This is a genomic window from Nocardia vinacea NBRC 16497 (assembly GCF_000308835.1).
Classification (GTDB): domain Bacteria; phylum Actinomycetota; class Actinomycetes; order Mycobacteriales; family Mycobacteriaceae; genus Nocardia; species Nocardia vinacea.
This window is the reverse complement of the sequence record NZ_BAGN01000105.1, coordinates 1-21171: the sequence shown is the minus strand read 5'-3', so window position 1 is coordinate 21171 and position 21171 is coordinate 1. Positions and strand designations below refer to the sequence as shown.

Here is a 21171-nt window from a genome sequence, read left to right as displayed (position 1 = left end):
CCGCGCATATCCCACCAACGGTGGGTGGCCGGGAAATCGGACGGGGTGGTACTTTGCGCGCATGACCGGACCGGGGGAACAACAGAACCAACCCAACGACGCGTGGTGGGCGCAGGAACAGCCCCAGCAGCAGGGACCGCAGTATTCACAATCGGATCCGACGATGGTCGGGCAGCCGGGGTATCAGCTGCCGTCACAGCCCGCGGTTCCGGTGGTGGGACCGCAAGGCCCAGCCGAGCAGCAGCCCGCTGATCCGACGATGGTTCGGCAGTCGTTCGATCAGCCGGGGGCCACACCCGCCGGATACCAATCGGGGACCGGATATCAGCAACCGGGATACCACCAGTCCTCGCCCGCATATCCGCAGCCGGGGACACCGCAGGCCGCGCCAGGATTCCAGCAGGCCGGAGCACCACAAGCCACACCCGCCGGATACCAATCAGGGACCGGATATCAGCAACCGGGATACCACCAGTCCTCGCCCGCATATCCGCAGCCGGTAACGCCGCAGGCCGCGCCTGGATTCCAGCAGGGTGGGGCGCCACAAGCCACACCCGGATTCCCGCAAGCCGGAGCACCACAGTCCGCACCGGGATTCCCGCAGCCCGGGTTCCAGCAACCCGGATTCGAGCAGCCCGCACCCGGATTCCCGCAGGGCGCATCGGGTTTCCAACAGCCCGGATACCAGCAACAGGCACCCGGATATCAGCAGCCGCCCAAATCCGGTGGCAAAGGCTGGCTTTGGGCGCTCGGCGCGGTCGTCGTCACCTCCGCGGTATGGGCGGGGGCGATGTTCGCGATCGGCGCCTTCGATGCCGGCAAGGCCGATATCAGCAAGGACGCCGATCTGCGCGGCTACAAGTACATCGCAAATCTCTGCGATATCACCGACACCTCGCCCTACACCAGTGCGGGCTTCACGCTGTCGAAGGCCGATTCCTCGGGCAATACCTACCCGAAGCACGACGGTTCCAAGCACGCGGCGGTAGATACGATGGGCTGCGATGTCCGCTTCACCCCGTCCGGATCGAGCGAGAAGTACGACTACGCCGCGATCTACACCAGCGCGCAGGTGCACAAGCAGACCAATCCGGGACCGGAGTTCACCGCGTCGTACGAGACCTGGACCCAGAGCGAATACGGCAAGGACGCGAAGGTCGACAAGATCTCCGGACTCGGCGACGAGGCGTATGTGATCACCGGTAAGCACAAGTCGGATGATCCGACGGCCGATGTCTCACTGGCCGTGCGCGACGGCTGGGCCACCTACCACATCAGCTGGTCGCAGTATTCGTCCAGTTCGTCGAAGTCTCCGGGCAAGATCCTCAGCGCGTCCGAGGTCACCGATCTGCTGAAGAAGACGGCTACCTCGACCTTGAGCAAGCTGCGCAAATAGGCGGCGTCCGGTCGGTGCGGGACCGCCCGCGCCGACCGGTCCGCATTCGAATGCGACAATGACTGGGTCAACCTCCCAGTTCACGAAGGATAAACCCGCATTCCGATGGTCGAGAACACCGCGTCGACGTCTACCGCACCAGCGCCGAGCGGCACCGCCATCGACCCCGATGAGCTGGCGATCTGCCTGCGGGTGCTGGAGCAGGCCGGGCAGTTGGACAAGGACGATCCGGCGTCGGTCACGGTGCAGCGCGCCGTCGGCCATATGTTCAAGAAATTGAAGCAGCGCAGGCGAACCGTGGCCAGGGATGCGGTCGCCGAGGCGGACCGAGCGGTGGTCGCGGCGACTGCGACCGGATCGCCGAATCGGATCGATGACGAAACCGCGGGCATTCCGCTGGCCTCGAATGCGGCGGGTGCGAGCGCGGGCACGCTGCTCCGGCCTCGGCCCTGCTATATCTGCAAACAGCGCTACACCCGGGTCGATGCGTTCTATCACCAGCTCTGCCCGGACTGCGCGGCCAGCAGCCATGCGAAACGAGACGCCCGTACCGATCTCGCCGGACGGCGTGCCCTGCTGACCGGCGGACGCGCCAAGATCGGCATGTATATCGCGCTGCGGCTACTGCGCGACGGGGCGCACACCACCATCACCACCCGCTTCCCGAACGATGCGATCCGCCGCTTCGCCGCCATGGACGACAGCGCCGACTGGCTGCACCGGCTGCGCATCGTCGGCATCGATCTGCGGGATCCGGCGCAGGTCGTCGCGCTCGCCGATGATGTCGCGGCACAGGGACCGCTGGATATCCTGATCAACAATGCCGCCCAGACCGTGCGCCGCTCCCCCGGTGCGTACAGCGCGCTGGTCGAGGCCGAATCCGGTCCGCTGCCCGCGGGCGCGCTGCCGGATGTGGTGACCTTCGGCAAGACCATGCAGGCGCACCCCACCGCACTCACCGCATCCCTGACCCCGACGCTGTCCTCGGCCGATGTGGCGGAGCTGGCGCTGGTCGCGGGATCGGCCACGCCGGAACGCATTTCGCGCGGTATCGCCATCGACGCCGGTGGTCTGGTGCCGGATCTCGCCCACACCAACAGCTGGGTGCAGACCGTCGCCGAGGTGGACCCGACCGAACTCCTCGAGGTCCAGCTGTGCAATTCGGTAGCGCCGTTCATTCTGGTTTCCCGCCTGCGCCCGGCAATGGCCGCCGCCGCGGCCCGCCGCAAATACGTCGTGAACGTCTCCGCGATGGAGGGCCAGTTCTCCCGCGCGTACAAGGGTGCCGGCCACCCCCATACGAATATGGCCAAGGCCGCGCTGAACATGTTGACCCGCACCAGCGCCCGCGAAATGTTCGAACAGGACGCCATCCTCATGACGGCCGTGGACACCGGCTGGATCACCGACGAACGCCCGCACTACACCAAACTCCGCCTCGCCGAAGAGGGCTTCCACGCGCCGCTGGACCTGGTGGACGGCGCCGCCCGCGTCTACGACCCCATCGTCCAAGGCGAAACCGGCACCGACCTCTACGGCTGCTTCCTCAAGGACTACCAGCCCTCGCCCTGGTGATCCAACGGGGACGAGCCCGCACGTATCCAGCGCTACGCTGACCATATGCTGTATCGGCTGCTGGCCGATGCCACAGCCGCGGTGCATTTCGTGTTCGTGGCGTATGTGGTGGTCGGCGGGTTCGTGGCGTGGCGGTGGCCGCGCACCATCTGGCTGCATCTGATCGCGTTCGGGTGGGGATTCAGCACGGTGCTGTTCGGATATGATTGTCCACTCACGTATTTGGAGAATTGGGCGCGGCATCGGGCCGGGATGGCGGGGCTGCCGCCGAGCGGGTTCATCGCCCATTATCTGACCGGGGTGATCTACCCCCAGAGTGCGCTTGGATTGGTGCGCGGGCTGGTCGCGGTGTGCGTGGCGGTGTCGTGGGCGGGCTATGTGTGGAGGGTGCGGACGATGAGGTCGGCGACCTCGGAGACCTTGTCATCCAGGTAGAAGTGACCGCCGGGGAACACCTTGTAGTCGAAGGAACCTGTGGTGTGCTCGCGCCATTCCTCGGCCTGCTCCGGCGTCATTGTCGGGTCCTCGGTGCTGACCAGCGCCGACACAGTACAGGTCAGCGGTGCGCCCTCGCGGTAGCGGTAGGTCTCGATGGCCTGGTAGTCGCTGCGCACCGCGGGCAGCACCAGTTCGGCGAGGCTCGGTTCGGCGCGCAGGATCTGGACGGACGCGGGATCGGTCGCCAGGCGCTCCAGATCACCGATCAGATCGTCGTCGGAGCCGAGATGCAGCCGGCTCTGCTCGACGAAAGTCGGTGCGGGACGACCGGATACGAACAGCACGGCGAGCGGTTGCCCCTTGCGTTCCAGGCGGCGTGCGGTTTCGAAGGCCACGGTCGCCCCCATGCTGTGGCCGAACAGCGAAAGTTGTTCCACCGGGCCCTGATTCAGCACCTCATCCACGATTCGATCGACGAGGGTGTCCATATCGCCGATGGTGGGCTCACCGAGCCGGTCCTGCCGCCCCGGATACTGCACGGCCGCAACGGCAATGCCGTTGTCGAAGCGTTCGGCCAGTGCCCGATATGCCGTGACCGCTCCCCCACCCGGCGGGAAACACAGCAGTTGATGGCTCGGCGCGGGATGTGCGCGCAACACCCGCAGCCAGTCCGTCGCGGCAATGGCCTTGCCCACGTCGCTCTCCTTCACCCGAGGTATGTGCCGTACCAGTCCAGGACCCGCTGCCACGCCTCCGCGGCGGCGGCCGGGTTGTAGCGGGGTCCGGTGTCGTTGAAGAAGGCGTGGTCCGCATTCGGTGCGACGTAGATCTCATGGGTGAGGCCCGCCCGGTCCAGGGCCGCTTCCGCGGTGGGGCGCGAAGCGATCACCCGCTCGTCCTTGGCGGCGTAAATTCCGAGCACCGCAGCCTTCGAACCGGACAGATCCCCGTTCTCCGGGAAGGGGCCGTAAAACGGTGTCGCCGCAGCGAGTTTCGGTGTTCCCGCGGCCAACAGCAGCCAGACCAGACCGCCGCCGAAGCAGAATCCGGTGGTGCCGATCTTCGTTCCCGGCACCCGGCGTTCCAACTCGGCGATCCCGGCCTGCAGATCGGCGATGAACTGTGCCGGCGCGATCTTGCCGAGTTCGGCGGTGGCCGCCGCCGGATCGGTGAAGGCGGCGGTCCCGCCGAGTTCGGACAGCAGGTCGACGGCGAGTGCGGAGTATCCCGCACCCGCGAAACGGCCTGTCACCGAGCGGATGTGGTCGGTGAGACCCTTGTTCTCATGGATGACGAGTACGCTGCCGCGCGGCTGTGGCGCGGCAGCCCACGCGGCTTGTAGCTGGCGACCGTCCGGTCCGGGAAAGGTGATCGCGGTGGCCGGGACCGCGCCGCTGGTACCCGGCGGAGCCGACAACGCCGCAGGTTTCGAGCCCGTCGACGCGGTATTCGCCTGGTCGCCGCTACTGGAGCAGGCGGCGAGCAATGCGACCGCGGCGGTGGCGCCGACCCCGAGCATTCCTAGTCGGCGCAGTGCTTCCCGGCGGCCGATCAATCCGTCGGCGTGGTCGGTGGCTATCTCTTCGGCGATATAACGCTGCAGCGGCGTCATGGCCCCGACCCTACTACTGCGGCGCAACAACTACTCTCGATCTCGTGATTGCGCACGAACAGCTGGTCCGCGACTACGAGGCCGGAATCGGTGTACCGGCCTCCGGCACCGTCCCCGCCGCCGATCCGGGCAGCTGTTTGGCTGCGGCGCTGCCGGTTTGGGCGCTGGCCGCCGGATCGGTGGCCGCGGTGACGGCGGCGGCGAACCGAATCCGCGACGCACACCACCTCAATCCGGTGCTGCACCGACTCGATCCGGTCCGGATCACCGCCGCCTTCTCCAGTGAACGCCTGCTGCGCGTCGGCGGTGCGCCCGCCAAGATATTCGCCGATCTGTCGGGATTCTTTCCCACCTTCGACGGCTGGGTCCGCACCCACGCCAACTATCCGCATCATCGCGCGCGATTGCTCGCCTCGCTCGGACTGCCCGACGACGCCCCCGTCGATCTTGCGGTCGCGCAGATGGCGATGAGCCGGGCCCGCGATATCGAGGAACACGCGGCCGCGCACGGCGCCATCGCGGTCCAGGTGCGTAGCGAGCAGGAGTGGGCGGACAGCCCACAGGGCCAGGCCGCCGCATCGGGTCCGCTGGTGGCGATCGACACCCGGATCGACCGTGGCGAACTCGGCCTGCCGATCGGTGCATCGCCATTGCAGCCGTTGCGCGGAGTCCGGGTACTCGATCTGACACGGGTGATCGCCGGACCCGTCGCGACCAGAACCCTGGCGCTACTCGGCGCCGAGGTGCTGCGGATCGACCCGCCGCACCTACCCGAGATCCCATGGCAATACCACGACACCTGCCAAGGCAAGCGCTCCACGCTGCTCGATCTGCACCGGCACCTGCCGCTGATCAACGAGCTGCTCGCCGCGGCCGATGTGCTGATCACCGGGTATCGACCCGGCGTACTGGAAAACGCCGGCCTAACTGCCGCCCGTCGCCCCGGCCTCGTGCACGGTCGGATATCGGCATGGGGCGAATCCGGCCCGTGGGGTCGGCGGCGCGGTTTCGACAGCATCGTGCAGGCCGCGGCCGGTATTTCGGTCGTCGAGGGCGCACCCTCGGTGCCGGGGACACTGCCCGCGCAGGCACTCGACCACGCCTCCGGCTATCTGCTCGCCGCCGGGGTGATCGACGCGCTGGTGGCCCGCGCACATGACGGTATCGGCCGCGATGTCCGAGTCGCATTGGCGCGCACCGCGTCCTGGCTGCTCACCGCGCCCGACCGGACCCCGCGTCATCCGCAGGCCACCCCACCGAGTCCGATAGCGGCGGTCACCCACGGCAATGTCACAACTGCCGCGCCGGTGCTCGCCGAATATCCGGATTACGCGTGGCCCGCACCACGATACGGCGCGGACCGGCCGATGTGGCCACTGCACACCCGATAGAACTCACACTGTTCGCCGGCAGGCACTGCCTGCCCGATCAGGACTCGCCGGCCAGGGCCGCAATGGCCTTGGCCAGTCGCGCGCCGTCGGGCAGGTTCCCGCCCTGGGTGATCGTCCACAGGATGCCGAGGCCCTGCGTCAGCACGAAGTACAGCTCGCCTATCGCCTGGGCGGTGTCCGCATCGAGATCAGGACGGGATTCCCTGAGCGCTCGACCGATGTCCTCGTAGGCACCGTTGAGGCTTTCGTCCATGAACGTCCGCGATTCCGGCGTCCGCGCGACGCGCACCAGATTCTCCAGACTGGCCAGCATGCCGTCCCGGTTGTCCTCGAAGACCTGCGGCATCGCGTTCCACATCTGTGTGAATGCCTCGAGCGGCGGCTGCCCACCGCCCGCGCGGATCAAGGCCTCCATCCGATCGCCGATATCGTTGCCGAGCGCCTCCGCGAGCGCCTCGGTGATCAGCCGATCCTTCGAACCGAAGTGGTAGCCGATCGCGGCCAGGCTGACACCCGCGGCCGCCGCGATATCGCGCGCGGTCGTCTTCGCCACGCCACGTTCGATGATGGCCTTACGCGCTCCCGCCAATAGATCTTCTCGGTTTCCCATGACCTCAGCTTACACTCGAATAAGACATTTGTACTAGACATTCGTGCCAACCTCGTGTTAGACATACGTCTGACACATTCGTTCGAGAGATTGGCCCGGTCATGATCAAATCCCTCCACATCCTCATCAGCGGCGGCGGCATCGCAGGCAACGCGCTCGCACTGCAATTGCTGCGGGCGGGCATTCGAACCACCGTCGTCGAGCGCGCTCCGAAGCCACGCCCGGGCGGGCAGGCCGTGGACCTGCGCGGCCCGAGCCGCGAAGTCGCCGAGCGGATGGGACTCATGCCGGGCATCCGCAAGTACCAGCTCGACGAGCGCGGCATGGCCTACGTCGACGAAAACGGCCGCGAGTTCGCCCGGATGCCCGCGGAGATGTTCGACGGCAAGGGTCCGGTGGCCGAAATCGAAATCACCCGAGGCGATTTGAATCAGGTACTGCTCACCGAACTGGCCAGCACGGCCGGCGAACTCGACTACCGCTACGGCGAATGGATCGTGGCGCTGCGCCAGGACGACACCGGCGTCGAGGTCGATTTCGCGTCCGGGCACACCGAGCGTTTCGATCTGGTCGTCGGCGCGGACGGCGTGCACTCGGCAACCCGGGAGCTGGCCTTCGGACCGGAGGAGCAGTTCGTCACCTATCTCGGCGGCTACATGTCGTTCTTCACCATTCCGACCCCGACCGGAACCGAGCCAGGGTGGTTCAAGATGCACACGGTGCCCAGCGCCGCGGTCGCGATTCGGCCGGATGCCGATCCGGCCACCTCGAAGGCGATCATCACCCTGCGCACCGAGGCCGATCCGGCGCTGCGTCGCGATGTCGCCGCGCAGCAGCGGCTCATCCACGACATGCTGGCCGAGGCCGGATGGGAGACCCCGGCCGTGCTCGACGCGATGACCACGACCCCGGACTTCTATTTCGACATGCTGGCGCGCGTCGATATGCCGTCGCTGTCGACCGGTCGGGTCACGCTACTCGGCGACTCCGGCTTCTGTGGCTCCCCGATGACCGGTATGGGCACCGCCATGGCCATCGTCGGCGCCTACGTCCTGGCCGGTGAAATCGCAGCGGCGCCAGATGATCTCGCGACAGCACTGATCCGCTATGAGGAGGTCGTCACACCCTTCCTGGACAAGGCCAAGGAACTGCCCGGTGGCGGTATCAAGATGATGCTGCCCACCTCTCGCCTCGGCACACGGATGGCCCGCACGAGCATGAAGGTCATGACCTCGCGGGTGATGCGTCCGGTGATGCTGCGGATGATGTCGAGTACCGACGACTACGTGCTGCCCACTTACTGAGCCGTCCCGGTCCGCTCGCTAGGCTCGACTGGTGCGGCAGAAGATCGTCATGGACGTCGATACCGGGATCGATGATTCACTCGCGCTGCTCTACCTGCTCGCCTCCCCGGAGGCCGAGATCGTGGGAATCGCCGCCACCGCGGGCAATGTGCCCGCACCGCAGGTGGCGGCGAACAATCTCGCCTGGCTGGATGTGTGCCGTGCACCCGATATCGAGGTCGCGCTGGGTGCCGCGGAACCGCTCGCGATCCCGCTGCGCACCACCGAGGACACGCATGGGCCGCAGGGGGTCGGATATGCGGAACTGCCGCAATCCGCTCGGCCGATCTCGGCCCGGTCGGCGGCCGAGATGTGGGTCGATCTGGTGCGCGGGGCTCCCGGCGAGATCGTCGGGCTCTGCACGGGACCGCTGACGAATCTGGCGCTCGCCCTTCGCCTCGAACCACGGCTGCCACTGCTACTGCGGCGGCTGGTGATCATGGGCGGAGCCTTCAATCACCCAGGCAACACCACGCCGACCAATGAATGGAATGTGCACGTGGATCCGGAGGCGGCCAAGAAGGTCTTCGACGCCTTCTCCGCCGCCCCCGCCGATCGGCGGCCGATCGTGTGCGCGCTCGATATCACCGAGACCATCGAGATGCGGCCCAAGCATGTGGCGCAGCTCGCCGAACGCGCGGGGAGTCTGCCGGTGGAGCTCGTTTCGGAGACCGATCCGACGGCGGCCAGGTCGGCGACGAGTAATCCGATCGTGCGTTACTTCACCGATGCGGTCCGGTTCTACTTCGATTTCCACAAACTCTACGACCAGGGCTATCTCGCGCATATGCACGATCCGTTCGCGGCGGCGGTCGCGCTGGATCCGGCGCTCGCCATAACGCGACCGGCCACCGTCGATGTCGAACTCGTCGGCGCCATCACCCGGGCAACCACGGTGGCGGACTGGGCGGGCATGTGGGGCCGAGAACCCAACGCCGACATCGTGGTCGGCACCGACCCGGAGGCGTTCTTCGAGCGATTGATCACCAGGGTCGGTGACTTCGCACGGTCGGCATACCCGCAGGAGGCTGCTCGATGATCGGTGACAGCGACGACAATACCTACCTGACCGATTTCCGCACCCGGCTGGAACTGCCCGGAATCATCGACGTCCATACACATTTCATGCCCGAGCAGGTCATGGCAAAGGTGTGGGCGTACTTCGATTCGGCCGGCCCGCTGGTCGGCCGGGAGTGGCCGATCGCCTATCGCGACGATGAACAGGTCCGGTTGAAGACATTGCGCGGCTTCGGTGTTCGCGCGTTCACCTCGCTGGTGTATCCGCACAAGCCGGATATGGCGGCGTGGCTCAACGAATGGACCGCCGATTTCGCCGAACGCACCCCGGACTGCCTGCACACGGCGACGTTCTATCCCGAACATTACGCCGACAGTTATGTGGAGGCGGCGATCGAGCGCGGTGCCCGAGTATTCAAGGTGCATGTGCAGGTCGGCGATTTCCATCCCGGTGACCCGCTGCTGAATCCGGTGTGGGGCATGCTCGAGGATGCCGGGATACCGGTGCTGATCCACTGCGGCTCCGGACCCGCGCCCGGCGAGTACACCGGACCGGAGCCCATTGCCGGTCTGCTGCAACGCTATCCGCGCCTACAGCTGATCATCGCGCATATGGGCACACCCGAGTATTCCGAATTCCTGGATCTTGCAGAGGAATACCCGGGTGTGCACCTGGACACGACAATGGTGTGGACCGATTTCACCGAGGCCACCGCACCCTTTCCGACCGCCGAGCACGGCAGGCTGCGTTCGTTGAGTGACCGCATTCTGTTCGGTAGCGACTTTCCGAATATCCCTTACTCCTACGGGCATTCGATCAGTGCGCTGGAGCGCCTGGAGCTGGGTGATTCATGGCTGCGGCAGGTCTGCTACCGAAATGCCGCACGGCTCTTCGAAATCGCGTAACACTCACACCGATGCGACGGTGAACCTGGTTCGCCGGTGTGCGGGCCGCTCGGCCTCGTCGAGCAGCGCTACCGCGAAATCTGCCATGGATATCGCCGAGACTCCGTCGGCATTCGTGAGCAGTTCGTCCGAGCCGAGCCGGTAGGTGCCGGTCCGCCGACCCGGCACCAGTTCGGCGGGCGGGCTCAGGTACGTCCAGTCGGCGGCGGTCTCGGCGCGGCAGATGGCGAGTTGGTCGGCACAGGCGCGGGCGATGGCACGCAGTTCGACCGGGAAATCCGGGCTTTCATGCAATGTCAGCGCGTCGGCGCCGGGTACGAGCAGGGTGGCCGCGCCGCCGACCACCAGCAGACGCGCGCCGGTGCGCGCCAACCCCGATAACAGCACCGAGGTGATGGCGGGCAGTTCGTGCTCGCGCCCCGGTGCTGGACGGGTCGCGGTGATCACCAGGTCCTGTCCGGCGCTCAGCGATACGACATCGTCGAGGTTCGCCGCATCACCCGTGCGCAACGTCGCCGCGGCGGGTACCCCACCGGCCCGTTCCAGGTCGCGGACCACCGCGGTGACTTCGTGCCCACGGTCCAGCGCCTCGGCCACCACTCGGCTGCCCACATCGCCCGCCGCTCCGAATACGGTGATACGCATGATGATTCGCCTTCCGTCCGGATCTGGATCAATTACTCAACCCTCAGGAACATAGCTTAGCGTTAAGCAATTCCCGCCTATGAGATACCTCACCGCTGAGGTATTCGCTAGGCTGCGGTCGTGACAGATCATGTCGAACGGGTGCTCGATCAATGGCGCGTACAGCGTCCGGACCTGGACGTCTCACCGATGGCCGTCCTCGGCAGATTGACCAGACTGTCCCAGGTGATCGGCGCCGAGCTACGCAAGACCTTCGCCGCGCACGAACTCGACGCCGCGTCCTTCGATGTGCTCGCCACCCTGCGCCGCAGCGACCCGCCCCATCGCCTCACCCCCACCGAACTCATGCGTTCTGCCATGATCACCTCCGGCGGTGTCACCCAGCGCCTGGACCGCCTCGAGGAACGCGGACTCGTCACCCGCGCACGCAGCGAACACGACGGGCGGGGCGTGCACGTCACACTCACCGAAGCGGGGCGCGAACTCATCGATGCGGCACTGCCCGACCACGTCGCCACAGAGGCCCGACTGCTCGAACCGCTGACGCCCGCACAACGCAAGCAGGTCGCGGCCGCCTTGCGCACCCTGCTCGAGGCACACGGCGATTCGGTCTGACGCCCCTCGGCCTGCCGTAAGCCGAGTGGCGTCGTCCGACCGGCAGAGCATGTCCCAGGTCGTTCGCGCTCGGCATGGATCGGATTTCGATCAACTCGTCTTGCGGTCGGAATCCCCACCACCGCAAGAGAATTGCAAATAAGCCGCGTCCGTACTCGATTGCCACATAGATAACCGCGTCGCATATCTTCCGCACTCGACGACAGCTCGCCACGATTCGTTATGTGAGCATTCTCGAATTTCGCGATCTACACGGAACTCGTTAACAGGTGCGACCGCTCGTTGTCAGGTCGGCCGACCGCGCGCATATCGCGGATTGCTGCCCGTTAACGGTTGACCTCCGACAGCAGAATTTAGTGGCAGTGGTCACAACCGAGAGGGAAGGCATGTCCGAGTCCGAGAACAATTTGCAAGCCGCTGGCACCCTGGCGGATAGCCCGATGCCACACGGCGCGCCCGCTGGCCGGCCGACGCCGAGCCGCCGTGGTCGCAGGGCTGTTGCGATCGGTGCCGTTTCGCTGCTGGCATTGGGGGGTATCGGGGCGGGCGCATACTTCCCGGTCCGGGCGCATATGGACCAGCCCACCGAAGCGGATCACGTACGAGCAGCGGTCCGATCCGCCACGGATGCACTGCAGGCGGGCGACGTCGGTCGGCTGCGCTCCATTTTCTGTGCCGAATATTCGGAGGAGCTGGCGCAATTCTCGCCCGGACAGTTTGCCGCGTTGGTTCGATTCGACAACGACAAGAACGGACGATTCACGATCGACGCATTCGACACGGTCGAGGTTTCGGGTGATCGCGCACGCGCCACTGTGTCCGGACATATGGATCGCGGCGATATCGGCATGCAACACACCAGCTTTGCGCTGACCCGAATCAGTGGCGACTGGAAGTTGTGCAAATGGCCGGAAGACGATCCGGCGACCAAAGCCAAGCAGGAGCAGGCGGCCGCCGAACAATCCGTACGTGACGTCGTCACGAAGTTCTACGACGCGGTCGAGGACCGCGATCGTGAGCAACTTGCCGCGTTGAGCGACGGCCCCGTCGCACAGTCGATCGTCGGCGCGCCACCGGACGAGTTCGCGCGCACTCTGCGCCGCTGGGGCACGCTCGAATCCGTCGACGAGGTCGTGATCCGCAGCGACTCGGCCAAGGTCACGGTCACCGGCAAGGACCGCGAGGGCAGGTACGTCACCGAGCTGACCCTGCAGCGGATCTTCGGCGAATGGAAGCTCTCCGACGCCACGGAGATCAGCCGATGAACCCGCACCCCAGCACGGACACCCCACTGACCCCCACCGACCTCGCAATGCCGAAAGGACCCATCATGTCGACTCCACCCTATCTCGCGGAGCCGCCGACGCCGGAGTACGTGCCAACGAATCCCATCGCGAAACCCGTTGCACGCAAAAGGAAGCGGGCGCTCATCGCGCTGGCCGGCATCGCTGTCGTCGCGGCCATGGGCGCCGCGGGCGGCGGTACCTACCTGGTCACCCACCCGACCGAGTCCGGGCCGACCGCCGAAGCTCGGGTGCGGGCCGCCATCGACGACTACTACGCCGACTGGCAGCGTGGCGATCTGGCGCAGGTCCGCGCCGACGTCACCGATGATGTGGCCAAGGCCGCATTCGACGTACAGCCGGCCGCCTTCGCCGACTACGTCAAACGGTTGACGGCCCAGAACGGCCGCTTCGTGGTCAATTGGTTCGACGACGTCGAGATCGACGGCGATCGTGCGCGGGTCGCCATGACCGGCCACTCGATCGGTGGCGACCTGTCCGACATCGGCGACGAGCACCCCCGAATCGAACTGACCCTGATCGACGGAACGTGGCGCATCAGTAAGCTGCCCAGCGATCCCGCTGCGGAACGCCAGCGGACCCAGATTATGGACGAGGCCGACGTACAGCAGACGGTCCAGAGCCTTTTCGATGCGGCGAGTACCGGTAATCTCGTTGCCGCACAAAAGATTACGAACATCGATGCGGCGACCTTGGCGACGCTGAAGGGCACCGTGATCCGCTCGGTCGACCGGACGGTCGTCAACAGCGATTCGGCAAGTATCACGGTGACCATTCAGCAGGCCGATGTGACGCAGCGCGTGACCTTCCTGCTCGAGCGCATCGGCGGGCAGTGGCGGATTGTCGCTTCCGCCGTGCTCAACGCGGTCCTGACCGGCGGTGCGCACTGATGAACACACGAACCTTCCGCCGATGTTTGCTGGCGACGCTCGTCCCGGTCACCGCGCTCGCATTGGTCGCCAGCTGCGGACATGAACCCGCCGCACCCGTGCACGCCGGGTACGACGCGACCAAGGTCGCGGGCCTGCCGGTCACGGACGGGCCCAGCGGTCTGCGCGAGCATCTGCCGCCACCCGCGATCACGGTGGACGGGTTCACCGGCACGCAGGTCGATCAGCTGGCAGCCAACGCGGTCGCCGACGTCGAGGACTTCTGGCGGGTCCAGTACCCCAAGATGTTCGGCCGCCAATTCGTTCCCGTCGACCACCGCGTCTCGTACGACTCCAGCGATGCGGGCGCAACCGTCTGCGGCGAATCCTTTGCGGGCGTACAGAACGCGTTCTACACCACCGAGTGCAAGCAGGGCACACTCATCGCGTGGGACCGAGAGCTGATGTCGATGTACGTTCAGCTCGGACCGGAGAGCGTCCCTTTCATTCTGGCCCATGAGTACGGACACGCGGTCCAGGATCAGGCCAGGCTGGTCAACGACTCCACGACGGCCATCGTGCGCGAACAGCAGGCCGACTGCTTCGCCGGCTCCTACTCGAGATCCGTCGCCGAAGGCAAGTCGACTCGCTTCACCCTCAACACTGCGGACGGTCTGAACAATGTAATCGTCGCGGCACTGACGTTGCGCGACAGCGACTACATCGGAACGATGCCGACCGAGCACGGAAACGGATTCGAGCGGGCAAGCGCCATGGAACTCGGCTTCACCGAGGGCGCGGACGCCTGCAGCAAGATCGACGATGCCGAAATCGCGGTACGGCGCGGCAACCTGCCGGCCATCTTCAGCTCCACCGAAACCGGCGAGCAGGAGATTACGCAGGATTCGGTGCAAGCCCAGATCGACTTTGCGGAAAGGCTGTTCAAGCTGAAGAACAAGCCCGAGGTGGAATACACCGGCGCGATCCGGGGCTGCCCGGACGCGCACGAAACCACACCGGTTTCGTACTGCCCGTCCACCAACACCATCGGCATCGACCTGCCCGGGCTGGTGAAACGAGGGCACCAGGACTGGGGGCTGATGCCCACCGGCGACTTCGATGCTTACGCACTGGTCGCCTCTCGCGTCCTGCTCGCGGTCGAAAAGGCTTCCGGCCGATCACTTTCCGAGCAGACGACCGCACTGCACGTCGCGTGCTACACCGGCGTCTACACCGATGCCCTGGCCAGGGGCGAGCTGGCGAAAAGCGTACTGTCCCAGGGCGATGTGGACGAGGCGCTGGCCGGGCTGCTGCGGGACGGCCTGGTCGCCAGCAATGTCGACGGCCTCTCGGTGCCGAGCGGTTTCGCTCGCATCGAGGCCTACCAGCTGGGCCTGAAGCACGGTCGGACGGCCTGCGACAACACATACACCGACGCGAGATAGGCCACGATGTCGCCGGTACGGTGGCCTGCCGTACCGGCGAGGTCAACCCTCACCATCGAAGGCGTCGAGAAGCTGTTCGGCGGCCAGTGCGGCGGTCAATGTTCCGTCGCGCACCTGCTTCTCCACTTGTGCGCGAATGGCTTTGACGCTCGAGTTCTCCGCGAGGCGGCGCAGCAGTTGGTCGTGCACCATGGTCCAGGTCCAGTCGACCTGTTGGCGACGCCGCTTTTCGGCGAATTCACCCGCCTCGGTGAGCACCCGGCGGTGTTCGAGGACGGTGTCCCAGAACTTCTCCAGCCCATGGCCTTCCAGACCGCTCATGGTCAGCACCGGCGGGCGCCAGAGCGCGTCGTGCGGATGAATGAGGCGCAGCGCCCCGGCCAATTCGCGGGCGGCGGCCTTGGCCTCGATCTCGTGCTTGCCGTCGGCCTTATTGACCGCGACCAGGTCGGCGAGTTCGAGGACACCCTTCTTGATGCCCTGCAACTGATCTCCGGTGCGGGCCAAGGTGAGGAAGCAGAAGACGTCGACCATGTTCGCGACCGTCACCTCGGACTGGCCGACGCCGACGGTCTCCACCAGGATCACGTCGTAGCCCGCGGCCTCGAGCAGCACGATGGTTTCGCGGGTCGCCTTGGCGACGCCGCCGAGGGTGCCCGCGGTCGGTGACGGACGGATATAGGCGTTGCGCTCCAACGACAGTCGCGCCATGCGGGTCTTGTCACCGAGGATAGAGCCGCCGGTACGGGTGGAGGACGGGTCGACGGCCAGCACCGCGACCCGATGCCCCTTGCCGATCAGATCCATGCCGAGCGCATCGATAAAGGTCGACTTGCCGACGCCCGGAACACCCGTGATACCAACACGATTCGAAGTGACCGTATCGGTGGGCGGGGTCAGTTTCAGCAGCAGCTGCTGTGCGAGCTCCCGATGGTCGGCCCTGGTCGACTCGACCAGGGTGATGGCCCGAGCCAAGGCGGCCCGCTCCTGAGAGCGGACCGCCTCCGCGAGTGCGTCTACGTCAATGACGCGCTTTGGCCCGCCCGTCGCCCGACCACCGCCCCTCATGGGATCGCTGCGCGATGCTGGATTCATTCGCCGCTGCCGCCGCCGATCTCGTGACCGAGTTCGCCCGCCAACTTTTTCAGCAGATCGATCGCGGCGTCCGCGATCACGGTGCCGGGCGGGAAGATCGCCGCCGCACCCGCCGCATACAGCTCTTCGAAATCACCGGGCGGGATCACACCGCCGACGATGACCATGATGTCGGGTCGCCCGACATCGGCCAGTGCCTGCCGCAGGGCCGGCACCAGCGTGAGATGGCCCGCCGCCAGCGAGGACACACCGACGACGTGCACGTCGTTGTCGGCCGCCTGCTGCGCCACCTCTTCCGGGGTCTGGAACAGCGGGCCCACATCGACGTCGAAGCCGAGGTCGGCGAAGGCCGTGGCGATCACCTTCTGACCTCGGTCGTGCCCGTCCTGGCCCATCTTGGCAACCAGGATGCGCGGGCGCCGTCCCTCCGCCTCGGCGAATTCCTCGACGAGTTCGATCGCCTTACTGATATTGGTCACCTTGCCGGCCTCGTCGCGGTACACACCGGAGAGCGTACGGATCTCGGCCTGGTGGCGGCCGTACACCTTTTCCAGCGCATCGGAGATCTCACCGACGGTGGCCTTGGCGCGCGCGGCATCGATGGCGAGCGCGAGCAGGTTGTTCTCCATGCCACCCTCCGAAGAGGCTGCCGCACGGGACAATTCGGCCAGCGCCCGCTCCACCTCGGCCGAATCACGTTCGGCGCGAAGCCGGTTCAGCTTCTCGATCTGTTCGGCTCGCACCCGCGAATTCTCGACCTTGAGGACCTCGACCTGCTGATCCTCTTCGACCTGGTACTTGTTCACGCCGATCACCGGCTGCTGACCGGTATCGATGCGCGCCTGCGTGCGAGCGGCGGCCTCCTCGATGCGCAGCTTCGGGATGCCCTCGCCGATCGCCTGCGCCATACCGCCGTGCGCCTCGACCTCGGCGATATGCGCGCGGGCGCGGTTGGCCAGCTGGTGGGTGAGCCATTCCACGTAGTACGAACCGCCCCAGGGGTCGATCGGGCGCGTGGTGTTGGACTCCTGCTGAATCAGCAGCTGGGTATTGCGGGCGATGCGCGCGGAGAAGTCCGTCGGCAGGGCCAGCGCCTCGTCGAGGGCGTTGGTGTGCAGCGACTGGGTGTGGCCCTGGGTCGCGGCCATCGCCTCGATGCAGGTACGCGCCACATTGTTGTAGGCGTCCTGCGCGGTCAGCGACCAACCCGAGGTCTGCGAATGCGTCCGCAGCGATAGCGATTTCGCGCTCTTGGGCTCGAACTTCGCGACCAGCTCACTCCAGAGCAGCCGTCCCGCACGGAGTTTGGCGACCTCCATGAAGAAGTTCATGCCGATGGCCCAGAAGAACGACAGGCGCGGCGCGAACTTGTCGACCTCCATGCCCGCGGCGACACCCGCACGAATGTACTCGACGCCGTCGGCGAGGGTGTAGGCCAATTCCAGATCGGCCGTGGCTCCGGCCTCCTGGATGTGGTAGCCGGAGATGGAGATCGAGTTGAACTTCGGCATCTTCGCGCTGGTGTAGGCAAAGATATCGGAGATGATCCGCATCGAGGGCTTGGGCGGGTAGATATAGGTATTGCGGACCATGAACTCCTTCAGAATGTCGTTCTGAATGGTTCCGGCCAGCTGTTCCGGTGCGACCCCCTGCTCCTCGGCCGCGACCACGTACAGCGCGAGGATCGGCAGCACCGCACCGTTCATGGTCATCGACACCGAGACCTGATCCAGCGGGATGTGGTCGAAGAGCTGACGCATGTCGAGGATGGAATCGATGGCCACACCGGCCATCCCGACGTCACCCTGGACGCGCGGGTGATCGGAGTCGTAGCCGCGGTGGGTGGCCAGGTCGAAGGCGACCGACAGCCCCTTCTGCCCCGCCTGCAGATTGCGGCGGTAGAAGGCATTCGAATCCGCGGCGGTGGAGAAGCCCGCGTACTGGCGAATGGTCCACGGCTGGTTCACATACATCGTCGGGTACGGACCGCGCAGGAACGGCGCGATGCCCGGCACGCTGTCGAGCGGATACCCCTCGGCCGCAATGGCATCGCGATCGGCCTTGGTGAAAACCGGTGGCACATCGATACCTTCGGGCGTCGACCACACCAGCTGTTCGGGGGTGTAGTTGTTCGCCTCGGCGGCGGCGCGCACGTAGGCATCGACCTGTGCGGAGTCGACGTCGGCGGGTTCGGCCGGACGTTCGGACAGCGGCACCTCGGCGAAACTACCGATCCGGTGCTCGATGCCGCCCGGCTCGTCGATTTCGCCCGGCTTGTCGATATGACTCAATGTCATCAGGCTCCCACCTTCTCCAGCAGGTCGGACAGTGCGGCCACGGCACCGATGCGGGCCGCGAGATAACCGTCGGGGCGCTGCGCGCCGCTCAGGTCGGCGACGGCCTTTTCCGCACCGGCCAGCAGCACCGTCTCGATTCCGGCGGCCCGCAACTGCTCGGCAGCCGGACCCGCCTGCTCGGCGTAACGCTTGTCCGAACCACATAATACGGCGATCGTGGCACCGGATTCGGTTACCGCCGTACCGATTCCGGTCACCTCGAGGGGACCGGGGTTGATCGACTCGATACCGCCCGAGGCCAGCAGGTTCGCGATGAAAGTGACCCGAACATTGTGTTCGGCCACCGTCCCGAGCGGCACCAGCAGCGCGCGCGGTCGCGCACCATTGGCGGCGAGGTAGGCATCCGAGCGGTTGCGCAGCGCCTCGAAGGCGGCGCCGTAGCGAACCACCTGTCCGGGCCGACGCGCGGCCTCGGACAGCGGCTGCTCGGCCAGGTTCGGGAATTCGTTGACACCGGTGACCGCCGTCTTGCGGTGTGCCACATCGGCATCCCGGACCGACCGGGTGGCGGCGATCCGCTCGGCGAGCAGGCCGGAGTCCAGTGCGGCCAGGTAACCGCCCGCGGTCTCGAGCTCCTGCATGAACTCCCATGCCTTGGCCGCGAGTGCGGCGGTGAGGTCCTCGACGTACCAGGAACCTGCACCCGGATCCTGCACATGACCCAGATGCGACTCCTCGAGCAGCAGCAGCTGGGTATTGCGAGCCATGCGGTCCGCGAACGACTTCGACACGCCGAGTTCGCCCAGCGGCAGCGCGGAATCGAAGGGCAGCACCGTAACCGTGTCCGCCCCACCGACTCCCGCGCCGAAGGCCGCGAGGGTGGTGCGCAGCATATTCACCCACGGGTCGCGCTGGGTCATCATCGCCGCGGAGGTCACCGCATGCTGTGGCGCGTCACCGAATGTGGGTGCGCCGCACACGTGCGCGACGCGAGCCCAGAGCTGGCGGGCCGCACGGAATTTCGCGATGGTGGCGAACTGGTCGTCGGTCGCGGCGAAGCGGAACTCCAACTGCTCGAAGGCATCCGCGATATCCTGGCCGTCTTCGGTGAGTGCGCGCAGGTAGGCCAGACCGGCCGCCACCGCCGCACCGAGCTCCTGCGCGTCCGAGGCGCCCGCATCGTGAAAGACGGTGCCATCCACTGTGATAGCGCGCACGGCCTCCGGTCGCTGCACTGCCTGACCGGCCAGGGCGATGGCCTCCGCCAGTTGGATATCGGCGGTTGCGGCGAAGCGACTGGTGAGCGGGGCCGCGCCCAGCGCGACTCGAATTTCGGTCCGGTCCGCCACCTGGTAATCGTCGAGCTGCGCGAAGACCTGTTGTGCCGCTGCGGAAACCGCGTCACCCGCGGCGAGTGTCAGTGGCGCCAGTTCGAACAGCAGACCCGACAGCGCCGCGGGCAGTTCGGCCACCGGCACACCGCGCTCGCCCGCGCCGAGCCACAGTGCACTGATCCCGTTCTCCAGCGCGGCCAGGATCTCGCGATTCGCCGCGGCGCCATCGGCCGCGCCGATGAAGGCACTGACATACCAGCCGCGATGCACATCCCTGGTGGCGTCACGGCCACGGACGAAGGGATATTCGCCCGGCAGCGGCAATTCGGGCCGCTCATCCCCGCGGGTGTACAGCGGGGCGATGGTCAGACCGTCGTAGGTCTGTTCCTCGAGCAGCTTTTCTGGCTCCTCCGGAAGTTCGGCGACGTCGACCCTGCGGGCCTTCGCCAGTACCCCCGCCACGCCCTTGCGCCATGCGGCGTAATCGGGCACCGGCTCTGAAGCAATCGGCATAGCTGCTGTCCCTCTTCTCCTCGACGCACATCTCGCGTGCGCCCGAAACCGTTGCATTCGCCCAGCTCAGCGAGCACATCGGTTAACGAGCATTCGTCCCGTTTCCTTCGATGCTAGCGGCAGCTCCGCAGCCGGTTGACCGTGGCCGCCACTACCAACGGGTAACCTTGCGCGGTGCTCAGGCTCATCCGTGACCCACGCATCCTCGCCTTGCTCGTCGGTGGCGCGGCGCTGTTCACCGCGGCAATGCTGGTCCCGCTACCGACACCGCAGCAGATGCAGGACTGGGCCACCTCGGTCGGCCCGATCTTCCCGCTGCTGTTCTTCGTGGTCCATGCGCTGGTCACGGTGGCCCCGATCCCACGGACCGTGCTGACGGTGAGCGCGGGCGTTCTGTTCGGTCCCGCGCTCGGCATCGTCCTGGCCGCCTCGGCGACCACGGTCAGCGCCGCACTGGCGATTCTGCTCGTCCGCGCGCTGGATCGCGATCGCGTGGCTGCCCACCTCACCCATCCGGCGGTCCGGTCCATCGATGAACGCCTCGAACGGCGCGGCTGGCTCGCCGTCGGCTCGCTGCGCCTGATCGCCTTCGCCCCGTTCTCGGTGATCAACTACTGCTGCGCCCTGTCCTCGATCCGCTTCTGGCCCTACCTGATCGCTACCGTCATCGGCATCCTCCCGGGGACCATCGGCACTGTCATCCTGGGCGATGCCCTCACCGGCCGTACCCACCCCGGCATGCTCATGGTCTCCGGGGTGCTCATCG

General features: G+C 66.4%; 19 protein-coding genes. 12 read left to right on the top strand and 7 right to left on the bottom strand.

Annotation, left to right across the window (positions count from 1 at the left end; genetic code table 11):
* Window positions 1–61 precede the first annotated feature (61 nt).
* The 3 genes from ON44_RS48195 to ON44_RS48190 all read left to right on the top strand — a co-directional run bounded on the left by ON44_RS48195 (window position 62) and on the right by ON44_RS48190 (window position 3406).
* Window positions 62–1396, top strand: coding sequence for a hypothetical protein (locus tag ON44_RS48195; protein ID WP_051181991.1), 1335 nt, complete (start codon window positions 62–64; stop codon window positions 1394–1396).
* 105 nt (window positions 1397–1501) lie between these two features.
* Window positions 1502–2971: an SDR family NAD(P)-dependent oxidoreductase gene (locus ON44_RS14045; protein ID WP_051181990.1), complete on the top strand. Its 1470-nt coding sequence runs from the start codon at window positions 1502–1504 to the stop codon at window positions 2969–2971.
* 45 nt (window positions 2972–3016) lie between these two features.
* The gene (locus tag ON44_RS48190; RefSeq protein ID WP_083897853.1) at window positions 3017–3406 is read left to right on the top strand and encodes a DUF2784 domain-containing protein; all 390 of its coding nucleotides are present in this window, start codon (window positions 3017–3019) and stop codon (window positions 3404–3406) included.
* Here ON44_RS48190 and ON44_RS14040 read toward each other — a convergent pair.
* Window positions 3346–4104: a thioesterase II family protein gene (locus tag ON44_RS14040; RefSeq protein ID WP_040690086.1), complete on the bottom strand. Its 759-nt coding sequence runs from the start codon at window positions 4102–4104 to the stop codon at window positions 3346–3348. The genes ON44_RS48190 and ON44_RS14040 overlap by 61 nt on opposite strands.
* 11 nt (window positions 4105–4115) lie before the next feature.
* Window positions 4116–5021, bottom strand: coding sequence for a dienelactone hydrolase family protein (locus tag ON44_RS14035; protein WP_040690047.1), 906 nt, complete (start codon window positions 5019–5021; stop codon window positions 4116–4118).
* A 44-nt stretch (window positions 5022–5065) separates the two neighbouring features.
* On the opposite strand from ON44_RS14035, the gene ON44_RS14030 reads away from it, so the two are divergent.
* Window positions 5066–6412, top strand: coding sequence for a CoA transferase (locus ON44_RS14030; RefSeq protein ID WP_040690045.1), 1347 nt, complete (start codon window positions 5066–5068; stop codon window positions 6410–6412).
* Window positions 6413–6449: 37 nt separating this feature from the next.
* On the opposite strand, the gene ON44_RS14025 is transcribed toward ON44_RS14030, so the two are convergent.
* Window positions 6450–7022, bottom strand: coding sequence for a TetR family transcriptional regulator (locus ON44_RS14025; protein ID WP_040690042.1), 573 nt, complete (start codon window positions 7020–7022; stop codon window positions 6450–6452).
* A gap of 101 nt (window positions 7023–7123) precedes the next feature.
* On the opposite strand from ON44_RS14025, the gene ON44_RS14020 reads away from it, so the two are divergent.
* From ON44_RS14020 to ON44_RS14010, 3 genes are read left to right on the top strand one after another with little or no spacing between them, the layout of a single operon-like run.
* On the top strand, window positions 7124–8326 hold the full coding sequence (locus tag ON44_RS14020; protein WP_040690040.1) for an FAD-dependent monooxygenase: 1203 nt from the start codon (window positions 7124–7126) through the stop codon (window positions 8324–8326).
* Window positions 8327–8375: 49 nt separating this feature from the next.
* Window positions 8376–9404: a nucleoside hydrolase gene (locus tag ON44_RS14015; RefSeq protein ID WP_040690082.1), complete on the top strand. Its 1029-nt coding sequence runs from the start codon at window positions 8376–8378 to the stop codon at window positions 9402–9404.
* Window positions 9401–10288 (top strand): amidohydrolase family protein, encoded by an 888-nt coding sequence (locus tag ON44_RS14010; RefSeq protein ID WP_051181989.1) that lies wholly within the window; start codon window positions 9401–9403, stop codon window positions 10286–10288. The genes ON44_RS14015 and ON44_RS14010 overlap by 4 nt, the downstream gene beginning before the upstream one ends.
* Before the next feature lie 3 nt (window positions 10289–10291).
* Here the strand turns inward: ON44_RS14010 and ON44_RS14005 are convergent, their stop codons facing one another.
* Window positions 10292–10933, bottom strand: a complete 642-nt coding sequence (locus ON44_RS14005) for an NAD(P)-dependent oxidoreductase (RefSeq protein ID WP_040690038.1) — start codon at window positions 10931–10933, stop codon at window positions 10292–10294.
* Window positions 10934–11053: 120 nt separating this feature from the next.
* On the opposite strand from ON44_RS14005, the gene ON44_RS14000 reads away from it, so the two are divergent.
* The 4 genes from ON44_RS14000 to ON44_RS13985 all read left to right on the top strand — a co-directional run bounded on the left by ON44_RS14000 (window position 11054) and on the right by ON44_RS13985 (window position 15166).
* On the top strand, window positions 11054–11548 hold the full coding sequence (locus ON44_RS14000; RefSeq protein ID WP_040690036.1) for a MarR family winged helix-turn-helix transcriptional regulator: 495 nt from the start codon (window positions 11054–11056) through the stop codon (window positions 11546–11548).
* A gap of 386 nt (window positions 11549–11934) precedes the next feature.
* On the top strand, window positions 11935–12813 hold the full coding sequence (locus ON44_RS13995) for an Rv0361 family membrane protein (protein WP_040690034.1): 879 nt from the start codon (window positions 11935–11937) through the stop codon (window positions 12811–12813).
* Between the two features lie 65 nt (window positions 12814–12878).
* The gene (locus ON44_RS13990) at window positions 12879–13742 is read left to right on the top strand and encodes an Rv0361 family membrane protein (protein WP_157187141.1); all 864 of its coding nucleotides are present in this window, start codon (window positions 12879–12881) and stop codon (window positions 13740–13742) included.
* A complete protein-coding gene (locus tag ON44_RS13985; protein ID WP_040690030.1) occupies window positions 13742–15166 on the top strand; it encodes a neutral zinc metallopeptidase in 1425 nt (474 codons plus the stop codon). The genes ON44_RS13990 and ON44_RS13985 overlap by 1 nt, the downstream gene beginning before the upstream one ends.
* Before the next feature lie 42 nt (window positions 15167–15208).
* Here the strand turns inward: ON44_RS13985 and meaB are convergent, their stop codons facing one another.
* From meaB to ON44_RS13970, 3 genes are read right to left on the bottom strand one after another with little or no spacing between them, the layout of a single operon-like run.
* Window positions 15209–16234 (bottom strand): methylmalonyl Co-A mutase-associated GTPase MeaB, encoded by a 1026-nt coding sequence (gene meaB, locus ON44_RS13980; RefSeq protein WP_040690080.1) that lies wholly within the window; start codon window positions 16232–16234, stop codon window positions 15209–15211.
* Window positions 16235–16257: 23 nt separating this feature from the next.
* The gene (gene scpA / locus ON44_RS13975) at window positions 16258–18558 is read right to left on the bottom strand and encodes a methylmalonyl-CoA mutase (RefSeq protein ID WP_051181988.1); all 2301 of its coding nucleotides are present in this window, start codon (window positions 18556–18558) and stop codon (window positions 16258–16260) included.
* The gene (locus tag ON44_RS13970) at window positions 18558–20405 is read right to left on the bottom strand and encodes a methylmalonyl-CoA mutase family protein (RefSeq protein ID WP_040690029.1); all 1848 of its coding nucleotides are present in this window, start codon (window positions 20403–20405) and stop codon (window positions 18558–18560) included. Before ON44_RS13970 ends, scpA begins: the two co-directional genes overlap by 1 nt.
* Window positions 20406–20579: 174 nt before the next feature.
* Here ON44_RS13970 and ON44_RS13965 point away from each other — a divergent pair.
* Window positions 20580–21171 (top strand): TVP38/TMEM64 family protein (locus ON44_RS13965; protein WP_051181987.1); only part of this gene is annotated, 592 nt, incomplete at its 3' end.

Excerpts from the sequence above, each read along its gene's own strand:
- ON44_RS48195 (WP_051181991.1), top strand. The coding sequence starts at position 62 with ATGACCGGACCGGGGGAACAACAGAACCAACCCAACGACGCGTGGTGG.
- ON44_RS14045 (WP_051181990.1), top strand. The coding sequence starts at position 1,502 with ATGGTCGAGAACACCGCGTCGACGTCTACCGCACCAGCGCCGAGCGGC.
- ON44_RS48190 (WP_083897853.1), top strand. The coding sequence starts at position 3,017 with ATGCTGTATCGGCTGCTGGCCGATGCCACAGCCGCGGTGCATTTCGTG.
- ON44_RS14035 (WP_040690047.1), bottom strand. The coding sequence starts at position 5,021 with ATGACGCCGCTGCAGCGTTATATCGCCGAAGAGATAGCCACCGACCAC.
- ON44_RS14025 (WP_040690042.1), bottom strand. The coding sequence starts at position 7,022 with ATGGGAAACCGAGAAGATCTATTGGCGGGAGCGCGTAAGGCCATCATC.
- ON44_RS14020 (WP_040690040.1), top strand. The coding sequence starts at position 7,124 with ATGATCAAATCCCTCCACATCCTCATCAGCGGCGGCGGCATCGCAGGC.
- ON44_RS14015 (WP_040690082.1), top strand. The coding sequence starts at position 8,376 with ATGGACGTCGATACCGGGATCGATGATTCACTCGCGCTGCTCTACCTG.
- ON44_RS14010 (WP_051181989.1), top strand. The coding sequence starts at position 9,401 with ATGATCGGTGACAGCGACGACAATACCTACCTGACCGATTTCCGCACC.
- ON44_RS14005 (WP_040690038.1), bottom strand. The coding sequence starts at position 10,933 with ATGCGTATCACCGTATTCGGAGCGGCGGGCGATGTGGGCAGCCGAGTG.
- ON44_RS13995 (WP_040690034.1), top strand. The coding sequence starts at position 11,935 with ATGTCCGAGTCCGAGAACAATTTGCAAGCCGCTGGCACCCTGGCGGAT.
- ON44_RS13990 (WP_157187141.1), top strand. The coding sequence starts at position 12,879 with ATGTCGACTCCACCCTATCTCGCGGAGCCGCCGACGCCGGAGTACGTG.
- ON44_RS13985 (WP_040690030.1), top strand. The coding sequence starts at position 13,742 with ATGAACACACGAACCTTCCGCCGATGTTTGCTGGCGACGCTCGTCCCG.
- meaB (WP_040690080.1), bottom strand. The coding sequence starts at position 16,234 with ATGAGGGGCGGTGGTCGGGCGACGGGCGGGCCAAAGCGCGTCATTGAC.
- scpA (WP_051181988.1), bottom strand. The coding sequence starts at position 18,558 with ATGACATTGAGTCATATCGACAAGCCGGGCGAAATCGACGAGCCGGGC.
- ON44_RS13970 (WP_040690029.1), bottom strand. The coding sequence starts at position 20,405 with ATGCCGATTGCTTCAGAGCCGGTGCCCGATTACGCCGCATGGCGCAAG.